This window comes from Cyclobacterium amurskyense, assembly GCF_001050135.1.
Lineage (GTDB): Bacteria > Bacteroidota > Bacteroidia > Cytophagales > Cyclobacteriaceae > Cyclobacterium > Cyclobacterium amurskyense.
Map to the genome: position 1 here is coordinate 2062030 of NZ_CP012040.1, position 22877 is coordinate 2084906.

The following is a 22877-nucleotide window of genomic DNA, read 5'->3' on the forward strand; positions in this document are numbered from 1 at the left end:
AAAATGGGTTGTTTATAATTGATGAGCCATTTTACCTGCTATATTTGTAAACAAATGGCCTGTATCAATTTATAGAAAATTTTGAATTAATGAAATAATCGAAGATTCAGGAAAGATAAAAAACAACAAATCAAATGGCATTGCTAAAAAAAGACCTGGATTTAGAAAGAAGGTGGTCAAAACTTCTTTCAGGTTTACATGAAATATTTGGAAAAAAACCCTCCGATCTGAATGCCGTATTGTTTATAATAGGAGTGCAGGAATTGGGGAAAGGACCACGCCATTTTACAAAGGAGGAAAAGCAAGACTTAATGCATATTGCTGTTTGCAAGGTGTTGAGCTTCTCAGACTTTTACACCTTGGATTTTATAGATCAGGATGGCTGGCCTCATTGGAAGTTAATAAAAAAATTGCCACATTTAAATACTGCTGAGCAAGAAAAAATGCTTAAAATCCATGTACTGGATTATTTTGAAGACGAATTTGAAATTGATATTAAATGAAAATAATATCCTATAATGTAAATGGAATTAGGGCAGCATTAAAAAAAGGCTTTGCTGAATGGCTTGAAACAGAAAATCCGGATGTTATTGGATTGCAAGAAGTAAAGGCATTAGAAAATCAAGTGGATATTGCCATTTTTAAGGACCTTGGATACCATGTGTATTGGTATCCTGCTGTTAAGAAAGGATACAGTGGTGTAGCCATTTTAAGCAAGCTAAAACCAGACAACTTAACCTATGGTATAGATGTAAGTAAATACGATGATGAAGGCAGGACAATTAGAGCTGATTATGCTGATTTCTCCTTTCTCTGCGCCTATTTCCCTTCTGGAACTACTGGAGGCTTAAGACAGGAGTTTAAATATGCTTTCTTAGATGATATATACGGTTACACTCAGGATTTAATCAAGGAAAAGCCCAATCTTATATTAAGTGGGGATTATAATATCTGTCATAAACCAATAGACATACATAATCCGGTAGCCAATAAAAACACTTCTGGCTTTCTTCCAGAAGAAAGGGAATGGATGGACAAGTTTACTTCCAACGGTTTCGATGATAGCTTTAGGCTATTGAATCCAAATCCGGACCAATACAGCTGGTGGAGCTATCGTGCCAATGCAAGGGCCAATAACAAGGGCTGGAGAATAGACTACCACATGACCACTCCTTCTATGAGTGCTAAAGTAAAAAAGGTAGATATATTGCAGGAAGTGTCCCATTCGGACCATTGTCCAATAGTAGTTGAAGTTTAGCTAATAATAAAATAAAGTCGTGGTAAAAGCCTAATAATACGATGAAATCAATAAAAATTTCCATTCCATCTTTGATTGAAAATATTACTATCGTTGAAAGTTTTATTGATAATGCCCGTGAAAAGTTCAATATTAACGATGACATCTACGGCAATATCATGATTTCTGTTACCGAATGTGTGAACAATGCAATCGTACATGGTAATAAAATAGACAAAAAAAGAGTTGTCAAACTAGAACTCATATTTCTAGACAATCAGATAAAATTTATCATTGAAGATGAAGGTGATGGTTTTGACCATCAAAAGCTTAACGACCCAACAGCATTAGAAAATCTGGAGAAATCCGGAGGAAGGGGAGTGTTCATAATGAAACATCTCAGCGACGAGGTAGAATTTGAGAATGAAGGAAAAAAGATAACCCTCACTTTTTATATGAACTAAAATGGCTATTAATTTCTTTGAAGAAGAAATAAAATCATCTTTAACAGAAAGAAGACAAGTTAAAGCATGGATCAAACAAATCGCAACAAACAAAGGATTTAAGGTTAACACCCTAAATTACATTTTTTGTACGGACGATTACTTATTAGATATAAATGTAAATTATCTAAACCACGATACATTTACAGATATTGTAACTTTTGATCAATCTGAGAAGGATACTGAAATTGAAGGTGATATTTATATAAGCGTAGAAAGAGTTAAAGAAAACGCCAAAAACCTTAATACAAGTTACAAAGAGGAACTCCTAAGGGTCTTGGCCCACGGATTACTTCATCTTTGTGGGTACAAAGACAAAACAGAAAATGAGAAAAAGGAAATGAGAAACGAAGAAAACATCTCGCTCTCATTGTACCCACCAACTGTTCCACGTGGAACAGTAAATTAAAATCATTTAAACAAAGGCAAGTGTTTCACGTGGAACACTAGATCAAACGAATATGTTTCCAATATACGATGTTATAGTAGTAGGTGCAGGTCATGCAGGTTGCGAAGCAGCACATGCAGCAGCAAAGATGGGTTCTTCTGTTTTATTGTGTACAATGAACATGAATACCATTGCCCAAATGTCTTGTAATCCTGCAATGGGTGGAGTAGCTAAAGGTCAAATTGTAAGAGAAATTGACGCTTTGGGTGGTAAATCTGGGATAATATCAGACAAGTCTACCATACAGTTTAGAATGCTAAATCGCTCAAAAGGCCCAGCGATGTGGTCTCCAAGAAGTCAGAACGACAGGATGCGGTTTGCAGAAGAATGGAGATTAACACTAGAATCAACTCCTAATGTAGATTTTTGGCAAGAGATGATTACAGGTTTAATCGTTAAAGATGGTAGAATAAAAGGAGTTAAAACAGGCTTAGGAATAGAAATTAAAAGTAAATCGGTAGTTCTAACAAATGGTACTTTCCTAAATGGAGTCATTCATATAGGAGAAAAAAAGATGGGAGGCGGTAGAACAGGGGAGGGCGCTTCAAAAGGAATTACCGAAGACCTTATAGAATTGGGCTTCGAATCAGGAAGAATGAAAACAGGGACTCCTCCAAGAGTAGATGGAAGAAGCCTTGATTATTCTTTGATGGAAGTACAAGAGGGAGATACTGACCCGGAGAAATTCTCCTATTCTGATTCAACTACACCTGTTCAACAACAAAGAAATTGCTGGATAACATACACCAACAAAGAAGTTCACGAAACATTGGAAACCGGTTTCGATAGATCCCCAATGTTTAATGGAAGAATTCAAGGTTTAGGTCCAAGGTATTGTCCTTCCATAGAGGACAAAATAAACCGCTTTGCTGAACGTGAAAGACATCAGATATTCGTAGAACCAGAAGGGTGGAACACTGTTGAGATATACGTCAATGGATTCTCAACTTCCCTACCAGAAGATGTACAATACAAGGCATTAAGGAAAATAAAGGGTTTTGAGAATGCGAAAATGTTCCGTCCAGGTTATGCAATAGAATACGATTTCTTTCCTCCAACACAGCTTAAATTAACATTAGAAACAAAAAGGATCGAAAACCTTTTCTTTGCTGGACAAATAAACGGAACAACCGGATACGAGGAAGCGGCAGCTCAAGGTTTAATGGCAGGTATAAATGCCCATAACAAAACCAAAGAAAAAGAACCCTTTATCCTTAAGAGATCGGAAGCTTACATCGCAGTACTAATTGATGACCTTATCAATAAAGGTACAGAAGAACCTTACCGTATGTTTACTTCCAGAGCAGAGTTTAGATTGCTGCTAAGACAGGATAATGCTGATTTAAGGCTAACACCTTATGGATATAAGCTTGGTTTGGCTAATGAAAAAGAGTATTTACAAACTAAGGAAAAGGCAGAGAAAACAGAAGAATTGACAAAGAAACTTGAAAAGTTCAGGCTTTCACCAGACGAGTTAAACAATGGTTTGGAAGACTTAAATACCGCACTAATCAAAGAAAAGATTACTGTGGAAAAGTTAATTAAAAGACCAAATATAGGATTACAAGACATTATCAATATAAGCACTTCACTAAAAGAAGAAACAAAAAGCTACTCTAAAGCAGTAAAGGAACAGACAGAAATTCTTATCAAATACAAATCCTATATTGATAAGGAAAAACAAATGGTTGATAAAATCAATAATTTAGAGGATTTGCAGATTCCAGCCAATATTGAGTACGACAAAATTAAAGCCCTTTCTGCAGAAGGAAGACAAAAATTAGGTAAAATCCAACCTCAAACCATTGGCCAGGCTTCAAGAATTAGTGGCGTATCACCAGCAGATATGTCAATACTTACCATCTATTTAGGAAGATAACATGTACGAAAGGTTAACCAAATGTCCACTTTGTAAAAGTGAACAGTTTATTAATCATCTTGTAGTAAAGGACCATGCTATTAGCAAGGAATCATTTATCATATGCGAATGCCAAAATTGTAACATTTGGTTTACCAACCCTAGACCTAATGAAGAGAACATCGCTAAGTATTATGACAAGCCATCTTATATCTCACATCAGGATAAAAGTAAAAACTTAACTGATATCGTCTATAAGGCAGTTAGAAAATATACTTTAAGCCAAAAATTAAATTGGGTCAATAGCAGGCAAAGCAGTAAAGGTAGAATACTTGATTATGGCTGTGGAATAGGCCTCTTTGTGAAAACTTGTTCCGAAGATGGTTGGAAAGCCTTTGGTATGGAACCCAATGAAAAAGCAGCAACATTTGCAGTAAAGAATATCGGCATCAATATTATCCCCCGGTTGAAAGACCTTGAGAAAGAGAAAAAGTTTGATGTTATAACCTTGTTTCATGTTCTTGAACATGTACATAAACTAAATGAAACAATAGATATATTGCTCAGCAGACTAAAGAAAAGAGGTCTATTGTTCATTGCTGTACCCAACAGAGATTCATTGGATGCCAAATCATTCAAAGAAAATTGGGCAGCCTTGGACGTACCAAGACACCTATACCACTTCAATAGCAGTTCAATGGAATACCTCTCAGACAAACACAACTGCAGAATAGTAGATACAATACCTATGAAATTTGATAGCTACTATGTATCCTTATTGAGTCACCAATATTTAGGATCTAAGAATATATACATAGAAGCAATCAAATCAGGATACAAATCTAATCAACAGGCAAAATTAAATGGTAACAATTATTCAAGTTTGCTATTTGTGATCAAAAAGAAATGAACCAGTTTATCTTCAAAATATCATTCATTATAATTGCCTCCATATTGGGTTCATGTGCCAAACAAAGTTCACCTATGGGAGGACCAAAGGATGAGGAGCCACCTATACTTATCTCTTCAAATCCAATTAATGAAAGCATTAATGTGAAACCTGAAAAGATAGATCTAGAATTTAATGAATATATAAAGCTAGAAAACCCTTCTCAATCCATAATAATCACTCCTAAAGTAGAAAAAGACAAGGTAGAATTCCTGGCAATAAAAAATAGAGTTCAAATTTCATTGAATCAGGAATTGGAGGACAATACAACTTACGTCTTCAATTTTCAGAAAAGTATTCAGGACGCTTCTGAAGGCAATCCGGCAGAAAGACTAAAACTTGTATTTTCAACAGGTGAAACCATAGATAGCTTAACTGTAACCGGTAAAGTAGATTATTGGTTTTCTAAGGACAATGAAAATTACAAAGACCTGTTAGTAGGTTTATACATTAATGAGGACACTACAGACCTCTTTACGGCTGCTCCCTATTATATCGCTCAGGTAGACACAGCAGGTAAATTTGAAATAACAAATATAAAAGCAGGAACCTTTAGAGCCTATGCATGGTATGATGATAACAATTCTTTAAAAGCAGAATACCGTAACGAGCCTTATGGATTTATAACTGAACCAATAGAAGTAAAAGAAAATCTGAATAACCTTCATATAAATATCAACAGAGCAGATCTAAGCCCACTTAAAATAAACAGATCCTCTAGTTCAGGAAGTAATTTTGATGTAATACTAAGCAAAGATTTAGCTAGTTATGAAGTAAAACATCCCGATAAGAATGAAAAGCTATTCTTTAGATTAAAAGAAAATAACTTAAGATTTTACCACACAGAACTATTGAATGACAGTACTCAGGTTGAATTACAATTGATCGATTCAGTAGGAGCGAAGGTGGATACAACCCTATATGCTCGTTTTGAAGAAAGTGAAAGAAATAAGGAAAAGCTTGAAGTCACTTCTAAGGGTCCAATAAAATTCACCAAATTAATTAAGGCCAAATTAGGGTTCAATAAACCACTAATAGATATCAATTACGATTCTTTATACTTGAGTTACGATACAGCAAGTACCATCCCTATAACACCTGATATGGTTTGGCTTACAGATAGTACAAATAGTTGGACAGAATTAAACATTTCCATACCTATAAACGATTCCATACCTTTTGAAAAATACAAACTAATAGCAGCAGATTCTACCTTCAAAGACGTAGAAAACCTATGGAATGAAAAGCCATTTGAAGTCAATTATAATCGTCTCAAAAGTGACAATTTAGGGGATGAAATAAGTGGTATTATTGATACTGATGAAAGACCTATAATGGTTCAATTATTGGACACAAAAGGAATTGTAGTAGTAGAGCAATACCTTGAAGAAAGCAACGAATTTATCTTTACTAAACTGGAAGCTACAAATTATCAATTGCGTGCTTACGTAGATAGAAATGGGAACAAGGCATGGGATCCAGGTAATATCAACTTAAAGATTCAACCTGAACCTGTGTATTTCTTCCAAGACGAAAAAACGGGTAAAAGAGAACTACTATTAAGAGGTGGATGGACAGTAAATGAACAGACTATCAGGAAAAGAAGGGAATCCGGTCTACTTATTAACAAAAATGAGCACAAATACATAGATATTGAGAGATTACCATTAGAAATAATGGAAATTAATGAAGAATATTTTATAAACAATTGATTTATAGATATTTATAAATATTTAGCATGAATTCAAATTCTGTTGATAAGCTCAATTCTAAAGTGGATAAGTATATAGATACCTGTTTATATCAACATCCAAAATCAGGATTAATCACAATTTTAACCAACAACTTTATCAGCTGGGGATAACCTTTCACTTGTTCACAATTATCCACATAGATACCAACCGAATACTTATACCCCATAGAATTACATGATTTATACACATAATATTTTTAATCAAATACAGTAGGCACAACATCAGTAACTTAGATATAAAAAATGATGTGCATAAGTAGTGAATAAATACACAAATACCTGCACAATAAAGTTAGTAGTGAAAAACTTGAAGGTTTACCAACATATCCACTCTATAATAATAACAATAGATTTTTTAATTTATAAATTTCTTAAAATAAATAAGGTGTGTATAAATCGGAAACCTTGAATCCTAAATCAAGCATCTCATTAAGAATTAACTTAAAAAAATTCATCATTAAAAGTCTTTACAATTTTCAACGGAAGTAATTTTCCTTTAACCATTTTTACTTTAAAAAGAAGACAAGTATTCTTTAAAAGTCTTAAAGCTTATCGACAGGCTTAAAAATCTTTTTGTACTAGAATTTTAAACAAAAAAAGTCGATCTGCGACTAAGTATTTAAGTGAAATATAGCTAGTAAGTTTAGTTAAAAGTTAAGTCTACCTACCTAAAACCCTTACTACAAACTTCTTAATTCTTGTCAATTTATTATGCATGCATAATTATTTTTATTAAATTGATGCCGATAGGAAAATGAAAAAAGAAGAAACAATAGATTACCAGATTAAATCATGTTGGCATTCCATTTCGAGAATGTATAACCAAAAGGCCAATATGGAGGGAATTACCACTTCCATGGGATTTGTCCTTATTAATATACATTCGACTGAAGGAACAGCAGCAACTAAAATAGCTCCCCAAATGGGATTGGAGTCAAGGAGTCTTACCAGGCTTCTTAAGACCATGGTTGAAAAGGAATTGATTGTGAAGGTCCCAGACAAGGAGGACAAACGCTCCGTTAAGGTTTTTTTAACAGAAAAAGGAAAACAAAAAAAAGCAGCAGCAGTAAGTACTATTAAAGAGTTCAATGAAAAAGTACGTGAACATTTAAGCGAAGAAGAGTTTGGAGTCTTTTTTGTATTGTTTGATAAAATAAATTCGGTGATTGATGAACTACAAAAACCGGAAACCAAATAGATATAATCAATAACAATAAGCAAATATATAACCAATGAAAAAAAGCATAAAAAAAGTTGCCGTTTTAGGTTCCGGAATTATGGGATCGAGGATTGCTTGTCATTTCGCCAATATAGGGGTAGAAGTGTTGCTTTTGGATATAATTCCTAAAGCCCCAAATGATAAAGAAGCGAAGAAAGGCTTAACTATTGAAAGCAAGGAAGTAAGAAACCGAATTGTTAACGATGCGTTGAAAAGCACCCTTTTTTCAAAACCTTCGCCCATTTATGATAAGGAATACATAAAAAGAATAACAACGGGTAATTTCGATGATGACTTACCTAAAATCAATGGTTACGATTGGGTAATTGAAGTAATCGTTGAAAATCTGGAGATCAAGCAAGGGCTTTATGAAAAGGTAGAAAAATACAGAAAGCCAGGAAGCCTAATTACTTCAAATACTTCAGGTATACCTATTCACTTGATGAGTGACAATAGGTCTGAAGATTTTCAAGAATGTTTTGCTGGCACCCACTTTTTTAATCCTCCAAGGTACCTTCGTTTGTTTGAAGTAATTCCTGGTCCTAAAACCAAACCAGAGGTTATTGACTTTTTAATGGAATATGGAGATAGGTTCTTAGGTAAAGAAACGGTTCTATGTAAGGATACACCTGCATTTATAGCGAATAGGGTAGGCGTCTATGCACTTATTTCAGCATTGCATACTATAGAAGAACAAGGTTTGACTGTGTCTGAGGTTGACAAGATGACCGGAACAGTCATAGGGAGGGCAAAATCAGCCACTTTCAGAACCTTAGACGTAGTTGGGCTTGATACTACCGTACATGTAGCTAACAACCTTTACAATGTACTAGAACACGATGAATCGAGAGATAAATTCAAGCTTCCGAAAAGTGTCCAGATGCTAAATGACAATAAATGGTATGGGGATAAAAGTGGAAAGGGCTTTTTTCAAATGATCAGACATAAGGATGGTCGCAAGGAGCTTAAAGAAATCGATTTTAAAACCTTTGAATATATCCCCGTAGAAAAACCAAAAATTAAAGCTTTAGAGGCATCTAAAGGAATTGATGATCTAAAAGAGAGAATTAAATTTTTGGTTAATTATGATGACAAAGCAGGAACCTTTTATAGGACTATCTTTTATGATCTTTTTAGGTATTGCTCCTTTAGGATACCAGAAATAGCTGATGAATTGTACAGAATAGACCAGGCTGTTAGTGCTGGTTTTGGGTGGGAATATGGACCATTTGAGAACTGGGATATTTTGGGAGTCAAGTCCACTGTGGAAGCAATGGAAAAAGCAGGAGAAAAACCTGCGGAATGGGTTTATGAAATGTTAGCCGCAGGGCATAGCAGTTTTTATAAAGTAGAGAATGGTAAAAAACATTATTATGACATTCCTACCAAGTCTTATATCCCGGTTCCAGGATTGGAAGAATTTTTACTACTGGACACGCTTAAATCAGCAGAAAAGAAAATCTGGGGAAATGAAGGTGCATCCATATATGACTTAGGCGATGAGGTAATAGGTTTGGAGTTCCATACCAAAATGAACTCTATGGGTCAGGAAGTAGTAGAGGGAATTAATATGGCCATTAATATGGCTGAAAAATCCTATAAAGGACTTGTGATAGGCAATGAAGGTGGAAACTTCTCTGCAGGAGCAAATCTAGCCATGATTTATATGTTTGCTGGAGATCAGGATTTTGATGAAATCAATTTAATGATTGCGCAATTTCAAAACACCATGCTTAGGGCAAGGTTTTCTTCAGTACCGGTAGTAGTAGCCCCTCACAATATGGCTTTGGGAGGTGGATGTGAACTGTCCTTGCATGCAGATGCAGTTCAAGCCCATGCTGAACTGTACATGGGTTTAGTAGAGGTAGGCGTAGGTTTAATTCCTGGTGGTGGCGGAACTAAAGAGATGACCTTGAGATTTTCTAAAGACACTGCCCCTGGTGATGTTGAATTGAATCGACTTCAGGATATTTTCATGAACATAGCTACAGCCAAGGTATCGACTTCTGCTGCAGAGGCAAGAAATTTCGGTTATTTGGAAGAAAAGGATGCCATTACCATAAACAGAAAACGTCAATTAGCGGAAGCAAAACAAAAAGTTATTGCCTTGTCTGATGCAGGTTATACACAACCTATTGAGCGAAATGACATTAAAGTGTTAGGTAAATCTTCATTGGCACTTTTTGAAACTGGAATATCGGGTATGCGTTTTGGCTCCTATATTTCTGAACATGATGCAAAAATTGCTAGAAAACTAGCTTGGGTAATGAGTGGTGGTGATCTATCCAGTCCAACAGAAGTAAGTGAAAGGTACTTACTGGATTTAGAAAGAGAGGCCTTCCTAAGCCTTACCGGGGAAAAGAAAACCCTAGAGAGGATTCACAGTATTCTTTTTAAAGGCAAACCTTTGAGAAACTAATTCAAGCATTGATCAAATAAGAAATTTTGATTCTGCTATGAATTCTTCAAGTTAGCTTCATTCAATTTAACCGTATTCAAGCATTAAAATAAACATCAAATGGAAGCATATATTATCAATGGCTATAGATCTGCAATAGGAAAGGCGAAAAAAGGAGGGTTCCGGTTTTATAGGCCAGACGATTTAGCAGCCGATATCATAAAACATTTAATGGTCAACACTCCAGGTTTAGAAACCAAAATGGTGGATGACCTTATTGTAGGAAATGCTATTCCGGAAGCAGAGCAAGGCATGCAAATGGGAAGAATGATTTCTCTTTTGGCTTTGTCTGAAGATACCCCGGGCTTTATTATTAACAGGTATTGTGGCTCTGGGCTGGAAGCTATTGCTTTGGCAACGGCGAAAATAAAATCGGGAATGGCTGATTGTATTATTGCCGGTGGTACTGAATCCATGTCCATGGTACCTATGATGGGCTATAAGACAGCTTTAAATTATAAAATAGCTACCGAAAACCCTGATTACTATCTTAACATGGGTTTAACCGCTGAAGAACTGGCAAAAGACTTTAATGTCACCAGAGAGGATTCAGATCAATTTGCTGTAAAATCCCATGAGAAAGCCATTAGTGCTATCAAAGAAGGAAGGTTTAAGGATGAGATTGTACCTGTGGAAGTGGAAGAAACCTATTTGGATGAAAATTTAAAAAGGCAGACAAGAAAATACATAGTAGATACAGATGAAGGTCCTCGACCAGGAACTACCATGGAGGTATTGTCTAATCTAAAGCCTGTATTTAAACAAGGTGGCCAGGTTACCGCAGGAAACTCTTCCCAAACCTCTGATGGGGCCTCATTTGTTGTCGTTATGTCAGAGCGGTTGATGAAAGAATTAGCACTTGACCCCATGGCGAGACTTGCTTCCTACAGCGTAGGTGGCGTAGAACCAAGGATTATGGGAATGGGCCCGACAATAGCTGTTCCAAAAGCACTGAAACAAGCTGGCATTACCATGAATGACATCGACCTGATTGAGCTGAACGAAGCTTTTGCCACTCAGGCATTGGGAGTTATTCGGGCCTTGGATTTTAATCCTGACATAGTCAATGTAAACGGTGGTGCTGTGGCTTTAGGCCATCCACTAGGTTGTACAGGAGCCAAACTCAGTGTTCAAATAATGAATGAACTGAAAAGAAGAGAAGGTAAATATGGTCTTGTAACTGCTTGCGTTGGAGGAGGTCAAGGTGTAGCAGGTATAATAGAACTGCTATAATAATTTTGTTACGGGTAATTGGCTGCAAGCGAAAATTACCTTTTGATTTTGGCTTATAGTTTTGATTGTCTAAACAGGAATTTAACATGGAAAAAATAAATAAAAAAAATGGCCTTGATGGTGGAGCTTTTCTTATTAAAGAAACAGAAGCATCTGCTGTATTTATACCAGAGGAATTTAGTGAGGAACAAAAAATGATGGCTCAGGCCTGTCAAGATTTTCTTGATATGGAGATTACTCCCAATATGGAGGAAATTGACAGCATGAAGAATCCTGATCTTGTACCGGCTATATTAAAGAAAGCAGGGGAATTGGGACTTCTTGGTATAGCAGTGCCTGAAGAATATGGAGGGCTTGGAATGAGCTTCAATACCTCTATGTTGATTGCAGATATTATAGGAGCAGCAGGATCATTTTCTACAACTTATGGTGCACATTCTGGAATCGGTACCCTTCCAGTGCTTTATTATGGGACAGAGGAGCAAAAGAAAAAATACCTTCCCAAGCTTACCAATGCGGACTGGGCGGCCTGTTATTGCCTCACGGAACCAGATGCTGGATCTGATGCAAACAGTGGCAAAACCAAAGCTACATTAAACGCAGAAGGTACCCATTACCTTATTAATGGGCAGAAGATGTGGATTTCCAATGCCGGCTTTGCTGACTTCTTTATTGTATTTGCCAAAGTAGATGACGATAAAAATCTTTCCGCATTTTTGGTAGAAAAAACCTTCGGTGGAATCACCATGAATGAGGAAGAGAGAAAGATGGGAATTAAAGGTAGTTCTACCCGTCAGGTTTTTTTCAATGACTGTCCAGTACCAGTAGAAAACATGCTTTCTGAAAGAGGAAAGGGCTTTAAAATAGCTGTGAATATTCTCAATATCGGTAGAATTAAACTAGGGGCCGGTGTTTTAGGCGGTTGCAGAACCATTTTAGGTTATGCCATCCAATACAGTGCTGATAGAAAACAATTTGGTCTTTCGATTAATTCTTTTGGTGCTGTGCAGGCAAAACTTTCCGAAATGGCCATACGTACTTATGCCTGTGAATCCCTATGTTACCGTGCTGGCCAAGATGTGGAAGACAGGATTGCCGCACTAGAAGCTGAAGGAATGGATCCCAATAAGGCCAAACTTAAAGGAGTAGAACAATTTGCCATAGAATGTGCCATCGCGAAGGTGCATGGATCCGAAGTGCTTGATTATGTAACTGATCAAGGTGTTCAAATTTATGGAGGTATGGGCTATTCGGCCGATGCACCAATGGAGCGCGCCTACAGGGATGCCAGAATTTCCAGAATATACGAAGGCACAAACGAAATCAACAGAATTCTGATGGTAGGCATGTTGCTCAAACGCGCCATGAAAGGGGAGATCGATATTTTGGGTCCAGCTATGGAAGTGGCCAAAGAATTGACATCAGTTCCTGATTTCTCTAGTGCTGATACCTCTCAACCATTAGCGGCAGAAAAAGCAACGCTCAGAAATCTTAAAAAGGTTTTTTTGATGATAGGTGGCAAAGCAGCCAAGGACTTGGGAACCAAACTGGATCAGGAGCAAGAAATAATGATGAATCTTGCAGACATTATGATTGAGATTTATGCAGCTGAATCTACACTATTGAGAACAGAAAGTTTATTGAACAAAAATGGTGAAGAAGCTGTGAAAAACCACATAGCCGTCACCAAAGTTTACCTTTATGAAGCTGTAGAAAAAATCCAATCTGCTGGCAAAGAAGCTATCATGTCTTTCACCAAAGGAGATGAACAGAAAATGCTCTTGATGGGGCTTAAAAGGTTTACCAAATACGAGAATGTGAACACAAAAGAATTGCGCCGAGAAATTGCCGCATCTCTTATTTCACAGGGAAAATATTTCTTTTTTCACGCATAAATATAGCACATGAGTCAACCGGAAGCTTGGTTAAATGGGCCATTACCGCAAATTCCATTTCTGCTACAACCTGCAGCACATGCACTTGTACAAGCAGAAATGGAATTAGTGGCATGTATTGAAGGTTTTCCTGATGAACTTCTTTGGAAAAGGGTAGCAGGTAGGGCCAGCGTTGGCTTTCACTTGCAACATTTATCTGGAGTTATAGACCGACTTACTACTTATGCTAAAGAATTGCCTTTAAGTGAAGAACAGTTTACCTTTCTTAAAAACGAAAAAACACCTGACCCATCCTTGACTACAAGTGAATTAGTCAGCCGTTTTCAAAAAAAGGTAGCGGATACCTTGAAAGTATTTAGCCAAACGACTGAAAAGGAGCTTAGGCAATTTAGGACAGTCGGAAGGAAAAAGCTTCCTACCTCCGTTATGGGTTTGTATTTTCATTTGGCGGAACACAGTCAGCGACATTTTGGTCAACTTCTGGTTACTGTAAGTGTGCTTAAAGAAAATCAAAAAAGCGGTAACTAATTACGATTCTCCAAATTGCTCAAAAATCAATGGACACGGGGTTCAACTTGTTAAAATGTAAAAATAAACATAAGTTTTTGGAAGTATTGTTGCAGGAAAAAGCAACAATACTTCCAAAGCTTTACTTAAATTATCCTCCTAGGCTACATTCTTAATGTCTTCGATTTCAGAGCTTATAAAAAAGCAGGAAATAAGCCATTAAGACTATTTTTAATACCAGTGAGGGATACCATTAAAAGATTATTTTAACCTAATTCATTTCTCTTTCCAATTATTTTATAAATTACAGTGTTAGTACATTTTAGTGAAGGCTAAATCTTGCTAAGCAGCCAAAATAACTGTGTTTATGAAAATAATCAAACAAGCCCTTTTCATCTTAATGGCATTGTTCCTTCTGTACTTTTCCTTTACTACGGTAAGGCAAATAGTGGTATTTGGTCCAGAGAAGTTGAGTCTTGGGGAGTCCTTTTTTCTTGGGTTCTTAATTAATTTATGTGTGACCGGTATTTTTGCATTCCCAGGTTTTGTCTTTCCCACTAGCAAATTGCTTCCAGATAACTACTATACCATTAAAAACTCTTCAAAATTAATGCGCTTATACAGCATTTTAGGGGTAAAATATTTTCAAAAACTATTATTGCTATTCTTTTGGGGTAAAAAGGCCAACCGGAAAAAGTTTTTTGATGGAACAAAAAATGGTTTGGAGCGCTTTAGTTACCAATCCAAACAATCTGAATTTGGGCATTTAGGACCTCTTTTTGTTATTCTGTTGGTAGCAATATTAATGGCCTTTTCCTCCTATTATCTATTGGTATTTTTTATCGTTGTTATAAATATTATAGGTAATCTTTACCCCGTAATCCTTCAAAGGTACCATAGGATAAGAATTGGTAAAATATTGTCAACCTGAAAATTGCTGAAAATTTATCAGCCATGAGAGTTTATCATTTGCTATGGTGCTGGTTAGGAAATAGAAACAGTTGGGGGATTTGAAATAATGTTATAGGTTTTAGTAGAAGGAAAAAAATAGCAAGCAAGCATGGTATTCTACTTTATACTATGCAAATCATTTCAGCTTAATAAGGAAAAGACCTATTTTTACTGAATTGTCTCTAATTCGAAATATGCAATAGAAAATCTATTACGTGCTAAAATCGCTAAAATCAGGGCCATCGTTGTTGTTTTCTTTCGATTACAACACTTACTATCATCACGGGACAAGCTTTACCTTGCCTATTTTCGGGGCGGAGAAATCCTGTTACTTAATCCGGGTTTATGCAATACCTGGTTTTATCAGAAAGGAATTTATTTCAAATGAGAACGATGAAATTGGGATTAGGAGGAGGTTGTCATTGGTGTACTGAGGGCATATTTCAGTCTGTGTTGGGCGTTAAGGAGGTTAAGCAAGGATGGATTTCATCTGAATCTCCTTATCAGAAATGGTCAGAAGGCGTAGAAATCACTTTCGATCCGCTTTTGGTTGATTTATCCTTGTTGATAGCCATTCACCTGCATTCGCACAGTTGTACAAGTGATCATGCTTTTCGGAAAAAGTACCGGTCTGCCATTTATTATTTTAATGAGGAGCAAGAAGAGATCAGTAGGAAAGTACTGTTAGAAATGCAGTCTGATTTTGACAGAGAGATTGTCACCAAAGTGATTCCATTTATAGATTTTAAGATTAATACAGAGCAATTTTTGGATTATTATAACAAAAATCCTGATCTGCCTTTTTGTACCAGCTACATAAAACCTAAACTAAATGCCTTGAAAGAACGTTTTCAAAAGGCAATGGTAAAATAATCCACGAGCTTGGATTATCGGAGAATTTAGAAAAACATAAAGCAAATACCTATGAATTGGAATGATATAATCAACTACGCCAATAATGGAAATTTAAAGCCCGACCGTAGGGTGGAAAAGACAGAGGCAGAATGGAAAGAATTACTTACTGAAGAGGAATTTCGTGTAACAAGACAAAAGGGTACAGAGCGTGCTTTCAGTTCTGACGTGTGTAGTTCTTTTGATCCAGGTATATACGCTTGCGTGTGTTGTGGTACTTTGCTATTTGATGCAAGTGAAAAATTTGAAAGCGGAACAGGTTGGCCCTCTTTTACGAAACCAATAAAAGACAATGCTGTAGCCCATCACAAGGACAGTAGCTTTGGTATGGTAAGGGTGGAAACTACTTGTAATACCTGCGATGCCCATTTAGGACATGTGTTTCCAGATGGTCCAGCACCAAGTGGATTGCGCTTTTGTATGAATGCTGTTTCCCTTAAAAAAGTGGAAGAAGAAAAATAAGCCTAAGTATTAGATTCCGGCCATTGTTTTCTGTGCTTCATTTTACCCAGAAATAAAAACATGGCCATTATCCATTAAAACAAAATGCATGCCCCAATGATCTATTCTAAACCCTATCCTACAGTGAATATTGCCCTAAGGGCTTTTTTAATATTGGTCATGACAGCGTCTCAGTCTCTCGCCCAAGAAAAAGCAGTGCCGGTTTTTGAAAACGGTGAAGCTCAAGAGGTGAAGGCTTTTAAGGATCCAAGTAAATGGATACGACATGACCTTTGGGTGGAAACCGATTTTGATAGTGATGCGGATGGTAAAATGGACCGCATGCATGTGGATGTAACTCGGCCTTATCAGACGGAATATGAAGGGTTAAAATTACCTGTTGTATACGTTTCAAGTCCTTATTTCGCAGGAGTGGCGCCAAATGTTCCAGGGCTTTTTTGGGATGTGAAACATGAATTGGGAAAACCACCGAAAGAGAGGGCACATCCGCAAGTCAAAACCATTTATAAACGGCCATTTATATCAGACTCTCATACCCGAGAATGGGTACCAAGAGGCTATATTGTTGTTCATTCCTCTTCACCAGGCACGGGTTTATCCCAGGGAGCGCCAACAGTAGGGGGGATAAATGAATCTCTTGCCCCTAAGGCCGTGATTGAATGGCTTGGTGGTCGCAGAGATGGATATACCAGTATTGACGGAAATGAAAAGGTAGAAGCTTATTGGTCCACCGGAAAGGTTGGGATGACCGGCACTTCCTATAATGGAACCATTCCATTGGCCGCTGCCACCACTGGTGTGGAAGGCTTGGAGGCGATTATACCCATTGCACCCAATACCTCCTATTATCATTATTACCGGTCAAATGGACTGGTTCGGTCACCAGGAGGGTATTTGGGTGAAGACATAGACGTATTGTACGATTTTATTCATAGTGGAGATACAGCCATGCGTGCAAGAAATAATGCACGTATTCGTGATAAGGAAATGAAAAAAGGCATGGACAGGGAAAGCGGTGATTTAAACGATTTCTGGTCTGGCCGTGATTACCTAAACCAAATGCAACCCATGAAGGCAGCTTTGTTGATGTCACATGGCTTTAATGATTGGAATGTAATGCCTGAACATAGCTATAGAATTTATAAAAAGGCAGTGGAAATGGGAATACCTTCCCAACTCTTTTACCATCAAGGAGGACATGGTGGACCACCACCGTTTTCGATGATGAACCGTTGGTTTACAAGGTATTTACATGGGGTAGAAAATGAGGTAGAGCAAGATGCCAAAGTTTGGATAGTAAGAGAAAATGATCCCCAAGACCAACCAACACCTTATCCAGCTTACCCCAACCCAGAAGCTTCAGCAGTTAAACTTTATCTCAAAGGAAATGCACCTGCCGCTGGAGAATTAAACCTAATGCCAGTTGAAAACCAAGGAAAGGAAACTTTGGTGGACAATTATTCATTTGATGGAGCTTCTCTAGCTCAGGCTGAACTAACCAAGCACCGCTTGCTGTTTGTTAGCCCAGAATTAAAAGAAGACTTACATTTATCTGGTGTACCTGAAATAACCATAAAGCTCGCTTCCAATAAACCAGCAGCCAACCTTTCTGTTTGGCTTGTTTCCTTGCCTTGGGATCCAGGAAAAAAAGCAAAAATCACTGATAATATTATTACTAGAGGTTGGGCTGATCCCCAAAATCATGCTTCTCTTAGAAAAGGAAAACCTTTAAAGCCAGATAAATTTTACAGCATGACCTTTCCATTACAGCCTGATGATCAAATTATTCCGAAAGGTCAAAAAATAGGCCTGATGGTTTTCTCTAGTGACAAGGAGTTTACAGTATGGCCAAGCCCAGGAACTGAACTTACGGTGGATATTGAACATACAGTTTTAGAATTACCTGTTGTAGGCGGAAGAGAGGCTTTGATGCAAAGTTTTGCCAAGCCTTAATAGATAGGACTTTTTTAATTGGACCCGAAATTTTCCTGAACAATTGCTTTTTTAATCACCTTAGTAAACAAACCATGAAAACACAAACACTATTACTATTAACCTTTTTATTCTTTTCCCAATCGCTTATGGCTCAGGATAAAGTTAAAGACTTTACCCTTCCCGCCGTAGGAAATCAAAAACCGTTTGTTTTAAGTGAAGCAAAAGGAAAATACGTGGCATTGCATTTCTTGCTTAAAACCGAATGTCCTTATTGCATTCGACATACCAATGATTATGTAGAGGAAACGACAGATTTGAAAGATGTATTACAAGTCTTTATTAAACCAGACACGGAAGAAGAAATCAAGGAATGGGCCGAAAACCTTGACGGGGACAGTTTCACCATTTATAGGGACGTAGATGCTCAATTGGCTGATGAATTAGGAATTCCTGATGGTTATTCTTTCCACAATCAACTTGTTCATTTTCCAGCATTGATATTGATTGGCCCTGATGGAAAAGAAGTTTATAGGTACATAGGAAAGAAGAATTCCGATCGATTACCTGTTAAGGATTTTATGACTGTATTGGAGGGATTGAGAAAATAATTTCTCCGTTATTAAGGACTTAGTCCCGTAATAGAAATTTTCTTTTGAATTTTAATAACAACCTGGATCAATGGCCTTAGAAGAATAAAACCACACTTCTATAGGCTGTTGTTTACTATAAGCGTTAGTAAAACTAAATTGATGGCCAGCCGAAATATCCCCAATAATACGGCTGTTTTGAGGTGATCTACCAGGTGCCTGTTCGTCAAGCTTATAAAAAGGAGGACTGATACTAAACCAATATTAAATAGGGTAATGGCCATAAGGGAGTAATCATACCACACAGAAAGGTCTACACGGTAAAAAATGCCATAAAGAATATAAATGACCAAAGTTAGCGTACTACTTCGTGTATTCCATTTGTATAGTTGTTCTCTGTTTATTTCTTTGGCCAACATTACTATTTATTTAAGGTGGACCCAATATAGCCAATTGATAGCCCATAACAAACCAAGGCGAATTTAGGTCTTGGAACATTGTAGGAGCTACAATTTTAAATTTAGTTTCGAATTTACTTCAAATCCGTTTAGAATAGGCCTTATGGTGCGTGATCGCTTATTTAATAAAATAAAGACCATGGCTTCCCGCCACAGCTCCAGCTGTAGTCAGTAGACTTAGCACAAGCAAAATCCAATGGGCCTTGTGTATAAATGAAAAAGTTTTTGTAGGATTTTTTTCCGCATATTCCTTAAATAACTTGTGAAGTACTAAGGGTTCTAAAACATACAAAACCAGGGTAAATATTAGCCAAACCAAGGTCATGGCATGTATCCACCAAAACCTGTAATCAAGGTATCTGTCCCAGGCATTCAGTTCATACATCATATAAAACCCAGATATTGCTGTTAGCAAAGTGGTAATTTTAGCCTGTAGGGCAAATCGACCTTCAATTTTTTCGAAAGTTTTGATTTGTTCTTCTTTTGAACCAAACCGTTTAATAGCTGGAATAATCACCGTGGTAACCATTGCTACTCCACCTATCCAAAGAATTACAGCCAATACATGAATTACTCGAGCAAAAGTGATGTTTTCCATTGATCAGTGTTTAGCCCGGATTTTGAAATAGGGTTTCATTATCTAATAGACAATCTATTAAGTGCTGAAATCGCTTCAAAATCAGCCACTTCGATGCTGTTTTGAATTTCACCATAGCGGTGCTATGCTAAATTCTCCAAACAGCCGATTGTCTTGCGATTGCAACACTTCCTGTAAACACGGGACAGGCTTCACCCCTGACTATTGTCAGGACGGAGAAATCCTATTACATAATCCGAGTTTAATTTGTTTACAATCAAATATACGCAAATGAGTGAATTTAAAACCTGATTTATATCAGATAAGGAGTGATAACAGAGGTAGAAAGCAGAAAATAAATGCTTGTATAAAACTGCCTATTAGCACCAATATCTCTAATTAGCATTTTTTTCTATTTTATACTATACAAGATGATCTATTGTAATAGAATGCTATTTAAAAAGAAGAAAAAAAACCACCTTCGCTTTAATTGGCAGCAAAGGTGGTTGGTCGTAAGATAATTGGGTTTATGTAATTCTTTGTTCTATAAAGTGGTTTATGTTTTGAAGCGGTAGTTAGAGAGGTTTGCCTAAAGCGGCATACCAGATTCCACCGTAGAGGTGTTTAAGAAAATCAGCATCTTCAAAGGCTTCTTCCACGTGGCCTAAGCCAGTGTAAAACACCCTTCCGCCATCATAGGTATGGTACCAAGAGATAGGGTGAACTGCTCCCATGCCCATTTTTTTACCATTTCGTTTCCCTACATCATAAGAGCTTTCATCCAATTGTAGGAGAATATTGACATCAGTATTGAAATTTTTGTACTCATACCACTCATCTGTCCAAAGCCATTTGTCATTAAGGTGATAGGTTGCAGGATGGTCTCCATTCATCACTTTAATTCTTGCTGTTTGCTGATGTGGATGGTGGTTGAATTGGCCACCTATCAATTTGGTATACCAAGGCCAGTCATATTCTGTATCTGTTGCACTATGTACACCTACCACTCCTTTGCCACTTTTAACAAATCGTTCAAATGCTGCTTTTTCATCTGCATTGAAAATGGTACCGGTGGTGCTCATCATAATGATGACATCGTAATTTTCAAGATTTTTATCATTGATCAAACTTGCGTCTTCTGTTGCATATACGCTAAATCGGTGTTTTTCTGCCAATTTTTTTATGGCAGCAACTCCTTCTGGGATTGACTGATGTCTAAAACCGGAAGTCTTACTGATGACCAAAGCTTTGAATTGCTGTGCCTGGGCAGTTGATGGAAAGGTTGCCAATAGAAGGCAGCCAATCAGTAGCGAAAATAGGCTTAGTTTATTATTTAGGTTATTCATAGGTATTTTGAATTAAAAACAAGGGACGATTATACCATTTTTATTTTACAATGTCGAATTTCTCTTTGGCATTTTTTCTACTAAATGCATTAAAGTGCCACCACTCAGAGCCAATGCCCTTAAAGCCTGCCGCATTCATCACTTTTCTAAGTAATTGTCTATTTTCAACTTGTTGTTCATTGATTTTTCCTTCTCTAAGCATTTGATCTTCCCTGTCTGGATAAGCAGGATACCCAAAAAAGTCAAAATCTGTGCCCATATCCAAGGACTTTCCAGTCCTTATATCTGCTATGCTTAGGTCTACAGCCACACCATAGTTGTGTAAGCTTCCTTTTTGAGGATCTGCTACATAAAGGGGTTTTATCTTTTCCGGCTTGTCCAATTCATCCCAAAGAATTTGCTGCACAGACAAAGGCCTTACACCATCGTAAACGAGAAAGGTCAATGTGCTGTCTTTTTGTTGTAGGACAGAATGTGCTTTTTTTAAGCTACTAGCCACTTCAGGCTGTAAATAACAGCGAGTAAGCTTTCCATATACATCCTTACCAAAGAAATTATTTTTGGTAGAATACCTAAGGTCTACCAATAAGCCTGGTATTTCTTTCTGTAGGTCTACAAGCCCAGCGTCAATTAGTCTTTGTTCTAATTCTCCTATTGGATCGCTTGTTAACTCCATTATTACGCTGTCTTTTATGACCTTTTCATGGCCATTCTCCTTAAGCGTTACAATGGTGTTATTTTGCCTGCTTTCACCGCAAGCCAGGATAGATAGGATTATCAAGCTGGCGATAAGCCTTTTCATAAGCCTTCTTTGTGTATTTGGGTAGTGCTTGCTTGAGCTGTTGGTAGGACAATTACATCTGCCAAAACCACATGGGGAGGCCTTGTGACCGCAAAGCGTACCACATCTGCAATATCTTCTGCCTTGAGTGGTGTAAAACCTTGGTATACATTGCCGGCTTTGTCTTCATCTCCCTTGAATCGGACCAGAGAAAATTCCGTGTCTACCAAGCCGGGGTTGATGGCCATTACTTTGATACCATAAGGGTTTAGATCCAGACGCATGCCTTTGGTGATTGCATCCACAGCATGCTTGGATCCACAATAGACATTTCCTTTAGGGTATACCTCTTTGCCAGCAGTGGAGCCAATATTAATGATTTGTCCATGTTTTCGCTCCACCATACCAGGTATTATTTTTTTTGATACATAGAGTAAACCTTTTACATTGATATCCATCATGGCATCCCAGTCGTCTTCGCTGCCATTTTGTATAAAGTCTAGGCCATGGGCATTGCCTGCATTGTTGATCAATACTTCTATTTTTTGCCAATCTTCAGGCAGGGAATCTATGGCGCTGTATACGGCCCTTTTTTCCCTTACATCGAAAACCAAATATTGGTAGGGGGTGTTTTCTGGAAGAAGTGTTTTTAGCTCTATAAGCCTTTCTTTTCTTCGCCCGCAAGCGATGATGGCAAAACCTTCTTCAGCCAGGTATTGGGCACATGCCTTACCTATACCGGAAGTAGCTCCTGTGATAAATGCAATTTTCTTTTCCATAAGGGAAGATAAATGTTTTCCCCTAAGAT

22 protein-coding genes are annotated in these 22877 nt (G+C 37.3%); 17 read left to right on the forward strand and 5 right to left on the reverse strand.

From position 1 onward, the window contains the following. Window positions 1–140 precede the first annotated feature (140 nt). The 17 genes from CA2015_RS08445 to CA2015_RS08525 all read left to right on the forward strand — a co-directional run bounded on the left by CA2015_RS08445 (window position 141) and on the right by CA2015_RS08525 (window position 18928). Window positions 141–503: a hypothetical protein gene (locus CA2015_RS08445; protein ID WP_048644432.1), complete on the forward strand. Its 363-nt coding sequence runs from the start codon at window positions 141–143 to the stop codon at window positions 501–503. Continuing rightward, the gene (locus CA2015_RS08450) at window positions 500–1258 is read left to right on the forward strand and encodes an exodeoxyribonuclease III (protein ID WP_048641514.1); all 759 of its coding nucleotides are present in this window, start codon (window positions 500–502) and stop codon (window positions 1256–1258) included. The genes CA2015_RS08445 and CA2015_RS08450 overlap by 4 nt, the downstream gene beginning before the upstream one ends. 41 nt (window positions 1259–1299) lie before the next feature. Further along, on the forward strand, window positions 1300–1701 hold the full coding sequence (locus tag CA2015_RS08455) for an ATP-binding protein (RefSeq protein ID WP_048641515.1): 402 nt from the start codon (window positions 1300–1302) through the stop codon (window positions 1699–1701). Between the two features lies 1 nt (window position 1702). Beyond that, complete coding sequence (gene ybeY / locus CA2015_RS08460; RefSeq protein ID WP_048641516.1) at window positions 1703–2149, forward strand: rRNA maturation RNase YbeY; 447 nt, start codon at window positions 1703–1705, stop codon at window positions 2147–2149. A gap of 52 nt (window positions 2150–2201) precedes the next feature. Then, the gene (gene mnmG, locus CA2015_RS08465; protein ID WP_048641517.1) at window positions 2202–4067 is read left to right on the forward strand and encodes a tRNA uridine-5-carboxymethylaminomethyl(34) synthesis enzyme MnmG; all 1866 of its coding nucleotides are present in this window, start codon (window positions 2202–2204) and stop codon (window positions 4065–4067) included. Window position 4068: 1 nt separating this feature from the next. Then, window positions 4069–4956 carry a class I SAM-dependent methyltransferase gene (locus CA2015_RS08470; RefSeq protein ID WP_048641518.1) on the forward strand — a complete coding sequence of 296 codons (888 nt, stop codon included), beginning with the start codon at window positions 4069–4071 and terminating at the stop codon, window positions 4954–4956. Continuing rightward, window positions 4953–6707, forward strand: a complete 1755-nt coding sequence (locus CA2015_RS08475; RefSeq protein WP_048641519.1) for an Ig-like domain-containing domain — start codon at window positions 4953–4955, stop codon at window positions 6705–6707. Before CA2015_RS08470 ends, CA2015_RS08475 begins: the two co-directional genes overlap by 4 nt. Window positions 6708–7502: 795 nt before the next feature. Then, window positions 7503–7946 carry a MarR family winged helix-turn-helix transcriptional regulator gene (locus CA2015_RS08480; protein ID WP_048641520.1) on the forward strand — a complete coding sequence of 148 codons (444 nt, stop codon included), beginning with the start codon at window positions 7503–7505 and terminating at the stop codon, window positions 7944–7946. A 34-nt stretch (window positions 7947–7980) separates the two neighbouring features. Beyond that, complete coding sequence (locus CA2015_RS08485; RefSeq protein WP_048641521.1) at window positions 7981–10386, forward strand: 3-hydroxyacyl-CoA dehydrogenase/enoyl-CoA hydratase family protein; 2406 nt, start codon at window positions 7981–7983, stop codon at window positions 10384–10386. Window positions 10387–10485: 99 nt separating this feature from the next. Then, window positions 10486–11658, forward strand: coding sequence for a thiolase family protein (locus CA2015_RS08490; RefSeq protein WP_048641522.1), 1173 nt, complete (start codon window positions 10486–10488; stop codon window positions 11656–11658). 86 nt (window positions 11659–11744) lie between these two features. Beyond that, window positions 11745–13553, forward strand: a complete 1809-nt coding sequence (locus tag CA2015_RS08495) for an acyl-CoA dehydrogenase family protein (RefSeq protein WP_048641523.1) — start codon at window positions 11745–11747, stop codon at window positions 13551–13553. Between the two features lie 9 nt (window positions 13554–13562). After that, window positions 13563–14081, forward strand: a complete 519-nt coding sequence (locus tag CA2015_RS08500) for a DinB family protein (RefSeq protein ID WP_048641524.1) — start codon at window positions 13563–13565, stop codon at window positions 14079–14081. A gap of 346 nt (window positions 14082–14427) precedes the next feature. Continuing rightward, the gene (locus CA2015_RS08505; protein ID WP_048641525.1) at window positions 14428–14991 is read left to right on the forward strand and encodes a glycosyl-4,4'-diaponeurosporenoate acyltransferase CrtO family protein; all 564 of its coding nucleotides are present in this window, start codon (window positions 14428–14430) and stop codon (window positions 14989–14991) included. 365 nt (window positions 14992–15356) lie between these two features. Beyond that, a complete protein-coding gene (locus CA2015_RS08510) occupies window positions 15357–15884 on the forward strand; it encodes a peptide-methionine (S)-S-oxide reductase (protein WP_240477949.1) in 528 nt (175 codons plus the stop codon). Window positions 15885–15935: 51 nt separating this feature from the next. Further along, entirely contained in the window at window positions 15936–16385 is a 450-nt protein-coding gene (gene msrB / locus CA2015_RS08515) for a peptide-methionine (R)-S-oxide reductase MsrB (protein ID WP_048641526.1), read from the forward strand. 96 nt (window positions 16386–16481) lie between these two features. Next, complete coding sequence (locus CA2015_RS08520; RefSeq protein WP_048644434.1) at window positions 16482–18338, forward strand: Xaa-Pro dipeptidyl-peptidase; 1857 nt, start codon at window positions 16482–16484, stop codon at window positions 18336–18338. Between the two features lie 74 nt (window positions 18339–18412). Next, window positions 18413–18928, forward strand: coding sequence for a peroxiredoxin family protein (locus tag CA2015_RS08525; RefSeq protein ID WP_048641527.1), 516 nt, complete (start codon window positions 18413–18415; stop codon window positions 18926–18928). Between the two features lie 98 nt (window positions 18929–19026). Here CA2015_RS08525 and CA2015_RS08530 read toward each other — a convergent pair whose 3' ends face one another. From CA2015_RS08530 to CA2015_RS08550, 5 genes are all read right to left on the reverse strand, one after another. Then, complete coding sequence (locus tag CA2015_RS08530; protein WP_048641528.1) at window positions 19027–19326, reverse strand: hypothetical protein; 300 nt, start codon at window positions 19324–19326, stop codon at window positions 19027–19029. A gap of 157 nt (window positions 19327–19483) precedes the next feature. Continuing rightward, window positions 19484–19963 carry a membrane protein gene (locus tag CA2015_RS08535; protein WP_048641529.1) on the reverse strand — a complete coding sequence of 160 codons (480 nt, stop codon included), beginning with the start codon at window positions 19961–19963 and terminating at the stop codon, window positions 19484–19486. 554 nt (window positions 19964–20517) lie between these two features. Continuing rightward, entirely contained in the window at window positions 20518–21288 is a 771-nt protein-coding gene (locus CA2015_RS08540; RefSeq protein WP_048641530.1) for a ThuA domain-containing protein, read from the reverse strand. Between the two features lie 40 nt (window positions 21289–21328). Next, window positions 21329–22090 (reverse strand): M15 family metallopeptidase, encoded by a 762-nt coding sequence (locus CA2015_RS08545; protein WP_048641531.1) that lies wholly within the window; start codon window positions 22088–22090, stop codon window positions 21329–21331. Further along, the gene (locus CA2015_RS08550; protein WP_048641532.1) at window positions 22087–22848 is read right to left on the reverse strand and encodes an SDR family NAD(P)-dependent oxidoreductase; all 762 of its coding nucleotides are present in this window, start codon (window positions 22846–22848) and stop codon (window positions 22087–22089) included. Before CA2015_RS08550 ends, CA2015_RS08545 begins: the two co-directional genes overlap by 4 nt. Window positions 22849–22877 lie beyond the last annotated feature (29 nt).

What these genes read in the sequence shown, in the direction of transcription:
- CA2015_RS08450 (WP_048641514.1), top strand. Translation starts at nt 500, where the DNA reads ATGAAAATAATATCCTATAATGTAAATGGAATTAGGGCAGCATTAAAA.
- CA2015_RS08520 (WP_048644434.1), top strand. Translation starts at nt 16,482, where the DNA reads ATGATCTATTCTAAACCCTATCCTACAGTGAATATTGCCCTAAGGGCT.
- CA2015_RS08510 (WP_240477949.1), top strand. Translation starts at nt 15,357, where the DNA reads ATGCAATACCTGGTTTTATCAGAAAGGAATTTATTTCAAATGAGAACG.
- CA2015_RS08540 (WP_048641530.1), bottom strand. Translation starts at nt 21,288, where the DNA reads ATGAATAACCTAAATAATAAACTAAGCCTATTTTCGCTACTGATTGGC.
- CA2015_RS08480 (WP_048641520.1), top strand. Translation starts at nt 7,503, where the DNA reads ATGAAAAAAGAAGAAACAATAGATTACCAGATTAAATCATGTTGGCAT.
- CA2015_RS08495 (WP_048641523.1), top strand. Translation starts at nt 11,745, where the DNA reads ATGGAAAAAATAAATAAAAAAAATGGCCTTGATGGTGGAGCTTTTCTT.
- CA2015_RS08535 (WP_048641529.1), bottom strand. Translation starts at nt 19,963, where the DNA reads ATGGAAAACATCACTTTTGCTCGAGTAATTCATGTATTGGCTGTAATT.
- ybeY (WP_048641516.1), top strand. Translation starts at nt 1,703, where the DNA reads ATGGCTATTAATTTCTTTGAAGAAGAAATAAAATCATCTTTAACAGAA.
- CA2015_RS08550 (WP_048641532.1), bottom strand. Translation starts at nt 22,848, where the DNA reads ATGGAAAAGAAAATTGCATTTATCACAGGAGCTACTTCCGGTATAGGT.
- CA2015_RS08470 (WP_048641518.1), top strand. Translation starts at nt 4,069, where the DNA reads ATGTACGAAAGGTTAACCAAATGTCCACTTTGTAAAAGTGAACAGTTT.
- CA2015_RS08505 (WP_048641525.1), top strand. Translation starts at nt 14,428, where the DNA reads ATGAAAATAATCAAACAAGCCCTTTTCATCTTAATGGCATTGTTCCTT.
- CA2015_RS08500 (WP_048641524.1), top strand. Translation starts at nt 13,563, where the DNA reads ATGAGTCAACCGGAAGCTTGGTTAAATGGGCCATTACCGCAAATTCCA.
- mnmG (WP_048641517.1), top strand. Translation starts at nt 2,202, where the DNA reads ATGTTTCCAATATACGATGTTATAGTAGTAGGTGCAGGTCATGCAGGT.
- CA2015_RS08455 (WP_048641515.1), top strand. Translation starts at nt 1,300, where the DNA reads ATGAAATCAATAAAAATTTCCATTCCATCTTTGATTGAAAATATTACT.
- CA2015_RS08490 (WP_048641522.1), top strand. Translation starts at nt 10,486, where the DNA reads ATGGAAGCATATATTATCAATGGCTATAGATCTGCAATAGGAAAGGCG.
- CA2015_RS08545 (WP_048641531.1), bottom strand. Translation starts at nt 22,090, where the DNA reads ATGAAAAGGCTTATCGCCAGCTTGATAATCCTATCTATCCTGGCTTGC.
- CA2015_RS08475 (WP_048641519.1), top strand. Translation starts at nt 4,953, where the DNA reads ATGAACCAGTTTATCTTCAAAATATCATTCATTATAATTGCCTCCATA.
- msrB (WP_048641526.1), top strand. Translation starts at nt 15,936, where the DNA reads ATGAATTGGAATGATATAATCAACTACGCCAATAATGGAAATTTAAAG.
- CA2015_RS08485 (WP_048641521.1), top strand. Translation starts at nt 7,981, where the DNA reads ATGAAAAAAAGCATAAAAAAAGTTGCCGTTTTAGGTTCCGGAATTATG.
- CA2015_RS08525 (WP_048641527.1), top strand. Translation starts at nt 18,413, where the DNA reads ATGAAAACACAAACACTATTACTATTAACCTTTTTATTCTTTTCCCAA.
- CA2015_RS08530 (WP_048641528.1), bottom strand. Translation starts at nt 19,326, where the DNA reads ATGTTGGCCAAAGAAATAAACAGAGAACAACTATACAAATGGAATACA.